The sequence below is a fragment of the Rhizobium sp. 05N49 genome, from assembly GCF_056396805.1.
Window position 1 is genome coordinate 268,588 of record NZ_JBFTME010000004.1, and the last position, 12,357, is coordinate 280,944.

General features: G+C 59.9%; 12 protein-coding genes. 6 read left to right on the plus strand and 6 right to left on the minus strand.

What is annotated here, in order from left to right; all coding sequences use genetic code 11:
- Nucleotides 1-381: 381 nt before the first annotated feature.
- Together AC1DF8_RS10845 and AC1DF8_RS10850 are read right to left on the minus strand one after the other, a co-directional pair.
- Nucleotides 382-714: a DUF2934 domain-containing protein gene (locus tag AC1DF8_RS10845; RefSeq protein ID WP_183879659.1), complete on the minus strand. Its 333-nt coding sequence runs from the start codon at nt 712-714 to the stop codon at nt 382-384.
- Between the two features lie 142 nt (nt 715-856).
- Nucleotides 857-1,498: a UdgX family uracil-DNA binding protein gene (locus AC1DF8_RS10850; RefSeq protein ID WP_478153450.1), complete on the minus strand. Its 642-nt coding sequence runs from the start codon at nt 1,496-1,498 to the stop codon at nt 857-859.
- 117 nt (nt 1,499-1,615) lie between these two features.
- Between AC1DF8_RS10850 and treZ the strand changes: the two genes are divergently transcribed.
- The 3 genes from treZ (at nt 1,616) to AC1DF8_RS10865 (ending at nt 5,903) form a co-directional block, all read left to right on the plus strand.
- Nucleotides 1,616-3,445, plus strand: coding sequence for a malto-oligosyltrehalose trehalohydrolase (gene treZ / locus AC1DF8_RS10855; protein ID WP_478153452.1), 1,830 nt, complete (start codon nt 1,616-1,618; stop codon nt 3,443-3,445).
- 76 nt (nt 3,446-3,521) lie between these two features.
- Nucleotides 3,522-4,985: a phospholipase D-like domain-containing protein gene (locus AC1DF8_RS10860; protein ID WP_478153454.1), complete on the plus strand. Its 1,464-nt coding sequence runs from the start codon at nt 3,522-3,524 to the stop codon at nt 4,983-4,985.
- A 93-nt stretch (nt 4,986-5,078) separates the two neighbouring features.
- Nucleotides 5,079-5,903, plus strand: coding sequence for an endonuclease/exonuclease/phosphatase family protein (locus AC1DF8_RS10865; protein ID WP_113014667.1), 825 nt, complete (start codon nt 5,079-5,081; stop codon nt 5,901-5,903).
- 14 nt (nt 5,904-5,917) lie between these two features.
- On the opposite strand, the gene tehA is transcribed toward AC1DF8_RS10865, so the two are convergent.
- Together tehA and AC1DF8_RS10875 are read right to left on the minus strand one after the other, a co-directional pair.
- Nucleotides 5,918-6,874, minus strand: coding sequence for a dicarboxylate transporter/tellurite-resistance protein TehA (tehA, locus tag AC1DF8_RS10870; RefSeq protein WP_478153457.1), 957 nt, complete (start codon nt 6,872-6,874; stop codon nt 5,918-5,920).
- A gap of 59 nt (nt 6,875-6,933) precedes the next feature.
- Nucleotides 6,934-7,272 (minus strand): carboxymuconolactone decarboxylase family protein, encoded by a 339-nt coding sequence (locus AC1DF8_RS10875; protein WP_112546190.1) that lies wholly within the window; start codon nt 7,270-7,272, stop codon nt 6,934-6,936.
- 120 nt (nt 7,273-7,392) lie between these two features.
- Here AC1DF8_RS10875 and AC1DF8_RS10880 point away from each other — a divergent pair, with 120 nt between their 5' ends.
- Nucleotides 7,393-8,325 (plus strand): AraC family transcriptional regulator, encoded by a 933-nt coding sequence (locus AC1DF8_RS10880; RefSeq protein WP_478153459.1) that lies wholly within the window; start codon nt 7,393-7,395, stop codon nt 8,323-8,325.
- A gap of 18 nt (nt 8,326-8,343) precedes the next feature.
- Here the strand turns inward: AC1DF8_RS10880 and AC1DF8_RS10885 are convergent, their stop codons facing one another.
- Nucleotides 8,344-9,249 carry a LysR family transcriptional regulator gene (locus AC1DF8_RS10885; RefSeq protein WP_478153461.1) on the minus strand — a complete coding sequence of 302 codons (906 nt, stop codon included), beginning with the start codon at nt 9,247-9,249 and terminating at the stop codon, nt 8,344-8,346.
- Between the two features lie 110 nt (nt 9,250-9,359).
- On the opposite strand from AC1DF8_RS10885, the gene AC1DF8_RS10890 reads away from it, so the two are divergent.
- Entirely contained in the window at nt 9,360-10,190 is an 831-nt protein-coding gene (locus AC1DF8_RS10890; RefSeq protein ID WP_478153463.1) for an SDR family oxidoreductase, read from the plus strand.
- Between the two features lie 6 nt (nt 10,191-10,196).
- Here AC1DF8_RS10890 and AC1DF8_RS10895 read toward each other — a convergent pair whose 3' ends face one another.
- Nucleotides 10,197-11,192, minus strand: a complete 996-nt coding sequence (locus AC1DF8_RS10895; protein WP_478153465.1) for an aldo/keto reductase — start codon at nt 11,190-11,192, stop codon at nt 10,197-10,199.
- A 273-nt stretch (nt 11,193-11,465) separates the two neighbouring features.
- Here AC1DF8_RS10895 and AC1DF8_RS10900 point away from each other — a divergent pair, with 273 nt between their 5' ends.
- A complete protein-coding gene (locus AC1DF8_RS10900; RefSeq protein ID WP_478153467.1) occupies nt 11,466-12,356 on the plus strand; it encodes a LysR substrate-binding domain-containing protein in 891 nt (296 codons plus the stop codon).
- Nucleotide 12,357 lies beyond the last annotated feature (1 nt).

A 12,357-nucleotide genomic window follows, 5' to 3' on the forward strand; every position in this document is an offset into this window, starting at 1 on the left:
AAGTCCCAGCGCGAAACCGATGTAAAGCACCGCAGCGATGAGAAGAAGCGACATCTCCATCCCTCACACCGAAGCTGGAAAACCGCAGCCTGAAACTGCGGGGATAGGGATGATGAGGAAATGGGCTAAACGGCGGGTCATGACGACTTCCCTGTTTGCCCATAAACAGCCGGGAAATACTCTTGTTCCCCGTTTCGAGGGGCGGACGCAGCTTTTTTAAAGAGCTGTCCAGACGGACGTTTCATTCGGCTTGTGGTCACCCCCGCACAGAAGCTGGCGCTTCATGACCTTATTAGTGCGCAACTAATTCAAACTTATGACAAAAAAAGCCAAGGGGCGCCGTGAAGGCGCCCTTTTTCATCAACATCTGAAGATTTCTCTTCAGGAAGCCGACTTGCGTACGGCCGTCCGCTTTGGGGCCGGTTTGATGATGCCGTTCGTCTTCGTGCTTGCCGCCGCCCGTTTGGCAGGTTTCTTGGCTTCGGCACCATCCGTGATCTCGGCTGCTGCCGGTGCCTGCGTCTTGGCTGCCGCGGCCCGCTTCGCCCGAGGTTTCACTTCCTTGCCGTTTGGAGATTTTGATACCCCCTTGAGCGCATCATGCTCAGCCCTTGCTTTTTCCCAATGGATGGAATCCCTTCCCGTCGGGTGTCCCTCTTCTTCCCAGAGGGCATATGCACGTTTTTGTATCCACTCATCCCGAGTTTCTGCCATCGCTGATCTCCAGTCACAACATGCCGTCGTCCGAACGCGATACTATTGAAAAGGTTCCAGACTATCGGGCTGGTTTCAAGTGGATTTGCCAAGTAAATCGGGAATATTTTTGCGTTGCAATATTTATAGGCAATAACTCGTTCTAGTTGCCTTGATATTGAACAGCGTGGCGCAGATCCGCGATGAAATTCGCGCGCTGGCGCACGATATCCTCATCACCGCGGATCCTCAGGAGGAAGGAAGGGTGGATGGTGACGAGAACCGGCGGATGGTTCTCCGGCGTGAGGATGTGACCGCGCTCGGGCGTCAGCTTCACCTTCGGGCCGAGAAGAGAGTAAAGCGCCGTCGCACCAAGTGCGACGACGAGATGCGGCCTCACAAGATTGATTTCGGCGCCAAGCCACCAGGAGCAGCGCTGGATCTCCCCCGCATTGGGTTTCGAATGCAGGCGGCGCTTGCCGCGAGGCTCGAACTTGAAGTGCTTGACCGCATTGGTGACGTAGCATCGCGAGCGCTCGAGCCCGGCCTCCTCGAGGCAGATGTCGAGCAGGCGTCCGGCAGGGCCGACGAAAGGGCGTCCTGCAATATCCTCCTTGTCGCCAGGTTGTTCGCCGACGAGGATGATGTCGGCCTTCTGCGATCCCTCGCCGAAGACGAGCTGGGTGGCGTTCTTGTAGAGTTCGCAGCGTGTGCAGCCTTGCGCTTGATGTTCAAGTTGATCGAGGCTGGCGGCGTCGGCGCTTTCAAGCGTGAAGGCAGGGCCAAATTTCGATGCGATGTTCATGGCGGCAATCTCTTGGCTTCCACTCTTAACCGGTCACGCAACCGATTGTTCCTGCCTGTTCGGAACAACCCGGGGCCTCAGGAATTTGGTGCTGACTGGAACCATACGGGGTGAGGGATGAGCCAGATCTCAAAGAATGGAACGAACATGGAAAGCACCGGGTGCTGGGGCGCAGAGTTGCTGGCGGACGGGACCGCACATTTTCGTCTCTGGGCGCCGAGCGAGAATGCGATTTCGCTGCGCCATCGTGGCCGGGATATTCCGATGCGTGATGCTGGAGACGGCTGGCTCGAGGCGACTGTGACGAAAGCCGTCGCCGGTGACGAGTACATGTTCGTCCTCCCGGATGGAAAAGCCGTCCCGGATCCAGCGTCGCGGGCGCAGGCTGGCAAGGTGGACGGCCCGTCGCTGATCGTCGATCCCCGCTACCAATGGCAAAATTCGCGCTGGCGCGGCCGCCCCTGGGAGGAGGCCGTGATCAGCGAAATCCATATCGGCGCCTTTACACCCGAGGGTACGTTCCGGGCGGCGGGGGAGAAACTGAAGCATCTTGCGCAAACCGGCATCACTGCGGTCGAAGTGATGCCGGTGGCGCAATTTGCCGGTAATCGTGGCTGGGGTTACGACGGCGTGCTGCAGTACGCGCCGCATTCCGCTTATGGGACGCCTGGCGATTTCAAGGCTTTCATCGACGCGGCACATGGGCTCGGCCTCATGGTGCTGCTCGATGTCGTCTACAATCATTTTGGACCCGAGGGTAATTACCTGCAGACATATGCGCCCGGCTTCTTCCATAAGGTTCGGCAAACGCCCTGGGGTGCGGCGATCGATTTCGGTCAGGAACCGGTGCGGCGCTTTTTCATCGAGAACGCACTCTACTGGATCGGTGAATTCCGGCTGGACGGGCTCAGGCTCGATGCCGTCGAGCAAATCCACGATACCTCCGGAAAGCATGTGCTCTTAGCGATTGCGGAAGAAGTGAAAGCTGCTTTCGCCGACAGGCAGGTTCATCTGGTCGTCGAAGACCAACGCAATCTCGTGGAACTGCTTGTCCGCGACGAGACCGGCGCTCCCAAAGCCTACAAGGCCGAATGGAATGATGATTTTCATCATGTGGCCCACATCATCGCGACCGACGAAACCATCGGTCACTACAAGCCTTTCGCCGATCAGCTCTGGCACAAGCTTCGCCTCGCGCTCCAGCACGGCTTCATTTATCCCGATCGAACCGATCGGCCGGAGCTACCCGTTGGCGAACGCCGCTACCTGCCGCCGACGGCCTTTGTCGATTTCCTGCAGAACCACGACCAGATCGGAAACCGTGCGTTCGGCGAACGGCTGGTGAGCCTTTCCGATCCCGAGATGCTGGACGCGTTGACCGCGATCCTCCTGCTTTCACCTCATATTCCCTTTCTCTTCATGGGGGAGGAGTACGGGGAAAGGCGGCCCTTCTATTTCTTCACCGATTACACGGGCGAGCTCGCCAGGATAGTCCGCGAGGGTCGCATGGCGGAAGCCGAGGGTTTCGGCGGATTGAAGGCCGGCAGAAGCGTGGCCGATCTGCCTGATCCAAATGCGCCTTCGACCTTCGAAAATTCAAAACTCGACTGGCAATGGCGGGAGAACGAAGAGGGTCGGAAAAGCCTGGCTTTCGTCGCCGAACTCCTGAAGTTGCGCAAGACCTATATCGTGCCGCTGCTGCGGCAAAACTGGGCCATCGAGAGCGGTGTGCTCGAAGCGCCCGAAGGGGCGGTCGCCGTCTGGTGGAAGTTTGCCGACCTGACGCTGGCGCTGCGCGCCAATTTGTCAGGGCGGGCACTGGCTCTGCCGTCACTCGCGGGAACTGTGATCTACGAGCACTACGGCCGGGAAGCAAAGCCTGCCGAGAACGGCGCGCTGCCGCCCCATTCGGTTGTCTTTGCCATAGATATTGAGCCGGCAAATTAAGCATCTGAAAAATTCGCGTTGTAAGCGAGCTCCGGACTAATTGAACGCAGGCCATTCGCGGCTATATGCTGTCGCGATGTTTCAGCTGCTGTCGACCTATTGGCCGCATATCCTCTTCGTCATCTCGATTGCCATGGGGGCAGCGGCGGCGATCCATGCCACCATGACCAAGGAAGAGGTCCGGGCTGCAACCGGCTGGGTGGGCGTCATCATCCTCTCGCCGATCGTTGGCGCGCTGCTTTACATGATTGCCGGCATCAACCGTATCCGCCGCAAGTCGCTGAGCCTTCGGCGTGATGCGCTGCTGCCTGCCGCCGATCTGGACGAGCTCGAGAAATTCGACGCGGAGACTGAAGCCGTCATCAGCCAGTTCGGCCGGCGTTTTGCTGCCCTGCAGACGCTCGGCGATCGCGTTACGCGCTACCCGCTGACGACAGGCAATACGATCGACATGCTGGAAAACGGCGACGAAGCCTATGCAGCAATGAAGACGGCAATCGATGACGCGCAGAGCAGCATCCTGCTCGAAACCTATATCTTCGACCGCGACAGGATCGGGCTGCGCATCGCCGACGCGCTGATTGCAGCCGTCAGGCGCGGCGTGGAGGTGCGTGTACTGATCGACGCCGTCGGGGCACGCTATTCGGTGCCGAGCATTCTCGGGTACCTGAAGGAAGGGGGCGTCACCGTCGATGTCTTCAACGGCAATGTCATCATGGGGCTCAGGCTGCCCTATGCCAACCTGCGCACTCACCGCAAGATCCTGATCGCGGATGGAAAGACCGCGTTGACCGGCGGCATGAATATCCGCGAAGGCTTCAGCGAGGAGGCGGTCGGCGGGAGTTTTGCCCACGACACGCATTTCAGCGTCAGCGGCCCGGTGGTTGCCGATCTCTTCGACGTCGCGGCCGAGGATTGGCGTTTCACGACAGGCGAAGTCCTGAACGCGGAGGCTTGGCGCATCGATCGGCCAGAACGCAAGCGCGGCGATCCGGTCTTCATGCGTGTCGTCGCTTCCGGGCCGGACCGGAGCGTGGAGACGAACCACAAGATGCTGATGGGCGCCTTTTCCGTAGCGCGCCAGTCGATCCGGATCATGTCGCCTTACTTTTTGCCGGATCGGGAGCTGATCAGTGCGCTGGCAACAGCAGCCCGGCGTGGCGTGGAGGTCGATATCGTCGTGCCCGCCGCCAACAATCTCGTTCTGGTCGACCGGGCGATGACGGCGCAGTTCGACCAGATGGTCAGGAATTATTGCCGCATCTGGCGTTCGACCGGCAGCTTCAGCCATTCCAAGCTGCTCTCCATCGATGGAACCTGGGCCTATGTCGGCTCCTCCAATCTCGATCCGCGCTCACTGCGGCTGAATTTCGAGGTGGATCTTGAAGTACTGAATGCGGGCTTTGCCGGCGAAATCGATGAGCACATAGACGATGCCATCAAGTCCGCCACGCCCGTGACGCTCGAGGGGCWGTGGTCGCGGCCCTTCCTGGTGCGGCTTCTCGAAAAGGTGCTTTGGCTGGGTTCGCCGTATCTTTGAACGAGTTTTCGTGATTGCGGCATGGCAAGTTTTATTGCGCTGCCTATAATCTGGGAAAAAAGCTTTCGAGCAATGGAGCCGGCGTTCCTTCCGATGCAAGCCAAAAAGAAAGACAGTCTCCCCGCCAGTATCATCGCTTCCATCAAGAACAGGAAGAAACGCGTCGAGACCTGGCGTGCCGGGCCGAAGCCGCGCGGTGACGGCACGCTGATCGCCTCCTACAATGTCCATAAATGCGTCGGCACCGATCGACGCTTCGATCCGGAACGCACGAGCCGTGTCATCCATGAGATCGATGCCGATGTGATCGCCTTGCAGGAGGCCGATACGCGCTTCGGCGAGCGTACCGGCATTCTCGATCTCGCCCGGCTGGAGCGCGATACCGGGCTTGTTCCTGTTCCAATTTCAGGGGCTGTGAAAGCACATGGCTGGCACGGCAATGTGGTGCTCGTGCGAAAGGGCCTGGTGCATGACGTGCATCAGGTGAAGCTGCCGGGCCTGGAGCCCCGCGGGGCACTGGTTGCGGAAATAGAGCTCGAATCTGGCGGCAAACTGCGCATCATTGCCGCCCATTTCGGGCTGCTGCGCCATTCGCGGGCACAACAGGCAAAGACGCTGGTCGATCTCATCAGCGACCGTCACGAAATGCCGACAATCCTGCTTGGCGATCTCAACGAATGGCGGCTCGGTGACCGCTCGTCTCTTCACACCTTTCAGATGGCCTTCGGTCCGCTGCCGCCCGCCGTTCCGAGCTTTCCGGCCGGCTTGCCGGTCCTGGCGCTTGACCGCATCATTGCCAACCGGAAAGGGATCATCTCCGCAGTGGAGGTGCATGACACTCCGCTCGCCCGCATGGCGTCCGACCACCTGCCGATCAAGGCGGTCGTCGATCTGCAGCAGGAGCTGGCAAGGACCTGAAGCCGTTCGGGCTTTCAGGCCCGGACGGGAGCGGGAAGGAGCTTGCCTTTGAGCAGCAGCCACAGTGTGCCGATCGCGATAAGCGCAAGTGCGATATTGACCAGGATGAAGATCACCTGCGCAAGATGGCTGATCGCTCCAGTGTCGCCATGTCCCATCAGACGCAAGCCGGCAGTCGAAAGCGCCGTCAGGCCGAAGGTGAAGGCCCAGTATGAGCCTGCGAAGGGCTGCTGCATGATCCAGGGCAGCTGACGGCCGACAATCAGAACCTGCAGAATGGCGTAGCCGAACATTGCATGCACGAACATATCGGGCGCACCGCCGGTGACGCTGAGATAAGCGACGCTGCCAACGGCAGGCGGGGCAATCTGGATGCCAAGAGTTGGCCGAAGGGGAGCGGCAAGTTCCGGGGCCATTAGCAGCCGGTGCAGCAGCACGGATTCGATCGCCAGCCACGAGAAGAACCCTGCGCCAAAGGCAAGCTGGCCCCAATCGGCATAACCAAGCGTACCTGCCGCAATAGCGGTGACGAAGGAACCGGCAACCGTTGGCAGATAGAGGACCGGCGTGTTGGTGACCGGATCACGTCCGCCACGCCACAGAAGCCCGGTTCGCCACAGCAGGAAAAACAGGGTGACGGCAAATCCGACCATTGCCAGCGCTTCGGCCGCGATGCGCGAATAAGGAAGTATGGCAAGTCCTGCCAACATGGTCGCAACACCGATCAGCCCGACAAAGCAGCACTGTATGGGATGTTCAAGCTCGGACATCGCCTCCTTCGGCGCGATGAGCCATTTTGCTGCGTAGAGGAGAATGAGGAGCAGCCAGATGGCGAAGCCGAGCAGGCTGATCGCCTCGCCTATATCAGGCGAGACGGGCCAGACGGCAGAGGCAGCGCGCCAACTGTTGCCGAGCCCGACAACGCCGAGAACAATGCCAAAGAATGCAGCGGGTATGCGGGGCAGCGACATTTTCGTTTCTCCGGGCTGATCCGGCGGGCGCTACGCCCCACCGGCAGTGCAGGTGGTCGTCACTTAGCAATAGCGTCGGCAGCGTCCATGACGCGAGCCGAATAGACAAGAGCAGCGCCTGCATTGACAGAAATTGCAACGCCGAGGGCTTCGGCAATTTCTTCCTTGGTTGCGCCAAGCTTCTGGGCTTCGGTTGTATGCACGACGATACAGCCATCGCAACGAACGGTAACAGCGACGGCAAGAGCTATCAGTTCGCGCTGTTTGGCGTCGAGATGATTTGTCTTCTGCCCGGCCGTCGAAAGGGTCTGGTAGCCTTTGATGGTTTCGGGCGCGATCTTGGAGAGTTCGCCGATCCGGCCGAAGAGTTCGCTGCGATATTCCTTCCAGTCCAGCATGAAAGTCACTCCATCTGAAATCAGCACCGGCGTGATTGCCTCTGCTTCTGGAAATGACTATGACCGCAAGAGCCGATACTTTGAATGCTCAGGAAGGTCATTTTCTAGCGCGATCGTCTCATGGATGTTTTAAGCCGCCTCATCGAACTTGCCCGCCTACAGCCAACGCTCGACATTCGCTGCCGACTGCAAGGCGCGTTTCATATCGATCACGAACCCGTTGCAGCAGGTACGTTGCCGTTTCATCTGATCCTGGGCGGCGACTGTCTCATTCGCCTCGGCTCCGGTCGTGAAATCACCTTGCACTCCGGCGATTTTCTGCTGCTGCCGCGCGGCGATGCGCATGCGATTATCGGTTTGCGGCCAAGCGGAGAAATGCAGCCGCTGCGCGTTACGACGGGCGGTATGTTGCCCTTGCGCGAAAATGGCCAAGGCGAGGCCGATGTCGACCTGCTCTGCGGTCATTTTGATTGCGCTCCGGGATCGGCAGCCTTGCTGCTCGACAGCTTGCCCGACGTCTTTCACGTATCGCTCGCTGCGGAATCGGAGGAACTGCTGAAGACGCTTGTTGCCATGCTCTACAGGGAAACGGCTGAAGAGAAGCCGGGAGCATTGGCGATTATCACCGCGACTTGCCTCTCGCTCTTCATCATGGCGGTAAGGGCAGGCAAGGCCTCGCCCATTGCATCGGCGGGACTGTTGCAGCTGCTTGGTGATGCCAGGCTTGGCAAATCTGCGGTGGCGATAATGTCCTCGCCGGCCCTTGCCTGGACGATTGATGATCTCGCCCGCCATTCGGCCATGTCGCGGGCAACCTACGCCCGGCAATTTCGTGAGCGCGCCGGAATGACGGTCGGCGCATTCCTGACCGATATCAGGATGATGCTGGCGAGCGACCTGCTGCTCCGGACGCGGCGAACGGTTGCAGATATTGCGGCAGAGGTCGGTTATGAATCCGAAGCCGCCTTTGGCAAGGCTTTCAAGGCACGACGGGGCATAACACCGGCCCGTTACCGTTCTGCGGAACAGGCAAGGCAGGCCGGGCAGCAATGATGGCGCAAGAACCGTGCGCTAGCCGCCGTGCCGTTCCACTTCCGTCAGGACGGAGATAAAGGCGCGCAGACTCTGCGGCACGTGCCTATGACCGGAATAGTAGAGGCAGAGGCCGGGAATCGGCGGACACCAGTCGTCAAGAACGGAGACCAGTTCGCCGCCGGCAAGATAGGGCCGGGCAACCCTTTCCGCCACATAGGCAATGCCAAGACCCTTCGCAGCCGCTTCCGCCATCAGTCCCACATGATCGAGCGTGAGTGCGCCGGACACCTCCATGGTCACTTCCTGTCCGTGTTTCTCAAACTCCCAGCGATAGAGCTTGCCGCTCGGCATGCGCAGGCGAATGCAGTGGTGATGCCTCAGATCCTCCGGTGTTATCGGTGATTTGTGATTTCTCAGATAGGTGGGTGCGGCAACCGCAAGGAAGCGGGCCTCTCCACCGAATTCTACCGCGACCATATCGAGCGGCACGGATTCTCGCAGGCGGATGCCGGCGTCGAAACCTTCGCTGACAATATCCACCAGCCGGTTTTCGGTCACCACATCGAGCGATATCGCGGGATAACGTTCGAGAAAAAGAGGGATGGCCGTATTCATCAGTACACGGGCCGCAATCTCGCTGGCATTGATGCGGAGAGTGCCACTTGGCTGACCGCTGAATTCGCCGACTGCGTCGAGCGCCAGATCAAGATCCCGCAACACGGGCTTCAGCCTGTCGAGAAGCATTTCGCCGGCTTCGGTGACTGCGACGCTGCGTGTCGTGCGATGCAGCAGGCGCACGCCCATGCGCGCCTCCATGTTGCGCATCATGTGGCTCAGCGTCGAAGGCGATAAGCCAAGTTCGCCGGCCGCCCTGCGGAAGCTGCGGTATGTGACGATTGCCGCAAAGGCGTTGAGATCATCAAGTGTCGGCCGGTAACTCATGGGTATTTTTCAACAACTCATGCAAGTTTGAACGGATTATCACATCAATAATCACCTCTATCTTTGCTGTCATCAAGCCGCGATCCAGCGGCATCAGAAAGGTAGAGACGATGACGAAGACATGGTTCATCACGGGCACATCCTCGGGTTTCGGCCGGATCATGACCGAGAAGCTGCTGGCGCGCGGCGATCGGGTGGCCGCCACCCTGCGAAAGCGGGAGGCCCTGGCTGACCTTGAGGCGCAGTATGGCGAACGGCTCTGGGTCGCAAACCTGGACGTCACCGACGACCGGGCCATTCGTGCAGTCGTCGACGCAGCCTTTCAAAAGATGGGGCGCATCGACGTCGTCGTCAGCAATGCCGGCTACGGCCTGTTTGGCGCTGCAGAAGAGGTGAGCGATGCGCAGATCCGTCATCAGATCGATACCAACCTGATCGGCTCCATCCAGGTGATCCGCGCGGCCTTGCCGCATCTGCGTCAGCAGGGCGGCGGTCGCATCCTTCAGGTCGCTTCGGAAGGCGGACAGATCGCCTATCCGAATTTCAGCCTCTATCACGCCACCAAATGGGGGATCGAAGGTTTCATTGAGGCGGTAGCGCAGGAAGTCGCTTCCTTTGGCATCGACATCATCATTGCCGAGCCGGGACCGGCGGGCACGGATTTTGGCGCCGGTCTCGTCAGGCCGCTACAGATGGATGTGTACGAGGACACGCCGGCCGGCCAGGTGCGCAGGGCAATTGCCGACGGCTCGTTCAAGATCCTGGGCGACCCGGTGAAAATGACCGACGCGATGATTGCGGCGGCCGAAAAACAACCGGCACCCAAGAGACTTGCGCTTGGCAGCACGACCTATCAGTCGATCCGCAAGGCTCTGGGCGAGCGGCTTGCCGAGCTGGAAGCACAGAAGGAGATCACGCTGTCGACCGATATCGACGCCTGACTGCCCTCAGCGGTCGATCGTCGCCATGATCGTGTCGTTGTAGCGCTTGCCGGAAACCTTGCCGGGGGCAAGCGCTTCATCGAGCGCCTTCATATGTTCGGCGCCAAGCGCGATGGAGGCAGCGGCGATATTGTCTTCCAGATAGGCGCGGCGTTTGGTGCCGGGGATCGGCACGAAATCGCTACCCTTGTGGAGGATCCAGGCGAGCGCCACCTGCCCAGGCTTGACTCCGAGCGAGGATGCAACGGAGCGGACGGCCTCGGCCGCGCGAACATTGGCGTCGTAATTTTCGCCCTGATAGCGTGGATCGCCACGGCGGAAATCGCCTTCCGGATAATCCTCTGCGCGCTTGACCTCTCCGGTCAGGAAGCCTCGGCCGAGTGGGCTGAAGGGCACGAGACCGATGCCGAGTTCCTTCAAGGCGGGGATGACGTCGGCTTCCAGATTGCGTTCCCACAGCGAATATTCACTCTGAACGGCTGAGACGGGCAGGACGGCATGAGCGCGGCGGATATTGGCGACACCGGCTTCGGAAAGCCCGAAATAGCGAACCTTGCCCTCCTTGACGAGTTCGGCAACGGTAGCAGCGACGTCCTCCATCGGGACAGCCGGATCGACGCGGTGCTGGTAGATGAGATCGATGTGGTCGGTGGCAAGACGCTTGAGCGAGCCCTCGACGGCGCTGCGAATGGTTTGCGGCCGGCTGTCGCGCTCGGTGCCGACCTGCTTTCCATCCTTCAAGCGAAAGCCGAATTTGGTGGCGAGCGTCACCTCGTTGCGGCGACCCTTCAGCGCACGGCCGAGCAATTCTTCATTCCTGTAGGGGCCGTAGACCTCTGCCGTGTCGAGAAAGGTGCAGCCGAGCTCGATGGCGCGGTGAAGGGTGGCGATGGATTCCGTTTCATCCGCCGGGCCGTAGGACTGGCTCATTCCCATGCATCCGAGGCCGATGGGCGATACTTCAAGTCCCTGGCTGCCGAGTTTGCGCTTCTGCATCATCATGCTCCTGCTTCTCAAATGGGAGAGGTCTATATAGACCCCAGTGCAGGATTATGAATGCGCGAAAATCCCGATAAACTGCGTGAGCGTTCAGCTGTTGCGGTGGTGCCGGTTGTTCCGGTCATCAGATGTGTAGGTGGCGAGGCGAAGCGCATCCATCAGGACGGCAATGATTTGCTTCCACATGGCGTTTCTCCTTTCGCCAGTGTTCTCCTCCTCTTGCGCCCAGTGTTCAAACGAGCTTATCGTCGGTTTCGGATAACTTGAGGTTATGGGATGAAACGCGGCCGGCTTCCCCTGACGGCATTGCGCAGCTTCGAGGTTGCCGGCCGGCTCGAAAGCTTCACGCTTGCGGCGGAGGAACTGTTCATCTCGCAGGCGGCCGTCAGCCGGCAGATCCGCGAGTTGGAGCAACTGTTGGGTGAGCCGCTTTTCGAGCGGCGTCATCGCAGTGTTCTGCTGACGGGAAGCGGACGGAAACTGCTTGCCATGCTCACTCCATCCTTTGACCGGATCGATGAGTGCCTGGAGGATATCCGCGGAGCTTCAATGTCTGCGGATCTGAAAGTCAGCGTCGAGCCTTCCTTTGCCGCTTGCTGGCTGGTGCCACGACTGCCGGAATTCCGCAAACGTCACCCTGACGTCGAGATCTTGCTCGATGCCGATCCGAGGACGATCGAATTTCGTACCGGGCAGGCGCAGATCGCGATCAGGCACAGCGCCACCGTCACTGCATGGCCACGAACGGAAAGCCGGCACCTGATCGATGTCCGCATGGTGCCGGTGATCGCATCCGATCTTCTGGAGCGTGGCACGCCGATCTCCTCTCCGCATGACATCTTTGCGTATGGGCTTTTGCATGAGGAAACCCGCGACGCCTGGAGCCGGTGGTTTGGGGCGGCTGGCCTTGCCATACCCGAGACGGCGAGGGGGCCGGTCTATGCCGATGACGGCCTCGTGTTGCAGGCGGCACTGCGCGGCCAGGGCGTTGCGCTCCTTGATGAAGCCTTTGCAGAGGAGGAAATCCGGGGTGGCCGTTTACGACAGCTTTTCGATCTCGCTGTGCCGAACGGCGCCTATTGGCTGGTGACCCGCAGCTTCGACCGCCTTCCACCTCCGGCCGCGGATTTTGCACGCTGGGTCACCGAAAGCTTTCACAAGCACTGAC

What these genes read in the sequence shown, in the direction of transcription:
- treZ (WP_478153452.1), top strand. Translation starts at nt 1,616, where the DNA reads ATGAGCCAGATCTCAAAGAATGGAACGAACATGGAAAGCACCGGGTGC.
- AC1DF8_RS10890 (WP_478153463.1), top strand. Translation starts at nt 9,360, where the DNA reads ATGACGAAGACATGGTTCATCACGGGCACATCCTCGGGTTTCGGCCGG.
- AC1DF8_RS10880 (WP_478153459.1), top strand. Translation starts at nt 7,393, where the DNA reads ATGGATGTTTTAAGCCGCCTCATCGAACTTGCCCGCCTACAGCCAACG.
- AC1DF8_RS10865 (WP_113014667.1), top strand. Translation starts at nt 5,079, where the DNA reads ATGCAAGCCAAAAAGAAAGACAGTCTCCCCGCCAGTATCATCGCTTCC.
- AC1DF8_RS10875 (WP_112546190.1), bottom strand. Translation starts at nt 7,272, where the DNA reads ATGCTGGACTGGAAGGAATATCGCAGCGAACTCTTCGGCCGGATCGGC.
- AC1DF8_RS10850 (WP_478153450.1), bottom strand. Translation starts at nt 1,498, where the DNA reads ATGAACATCGCATCGAAATTTGGCCCTGCCTTCACGCTTGAAAGCGCC.
- AC1DF8_RS10895 (WP_478153465.1), bottom strand. Translation starts at nt 11,192, where the DNA reads ATGATGATGCAGAAGCGCAAACTCGGCAGCCAGGGACTTGAAGTATCG.
- AC1DF8_RS10885 (WP_478153461.1), bottom strand. Translation starts at nt 9,249, where the DNA reads ATGAGTTACCGGCCGACACTTGATGATCTCAACGCCTTTGCGGCAATC.
- AC1DF8_RS10900 (WP_478153467.1), top strand. Translation starts at nt 11,466, where the DNA reads ATGAAACGCGGCCGGCTTCCCCTGACGGCATTGCGCAGCTTCGAGGTT.
- AC1DF8_RS10845 (WP_183879659.1), bottom strand. Translation starts at nt 714, where the DNA reads ATGGCAGAAACTCGGGATGAGTGGATACAAAAACGTGCATATGCCCTC.
- tehA (WP_478153457.1), bottom strand. Translation starts at nt 6,874, where the DNA reads ATGTCGCTGCCCCGCATACCCGCTGCATTCTTTGGCATTGTTCTCGGC.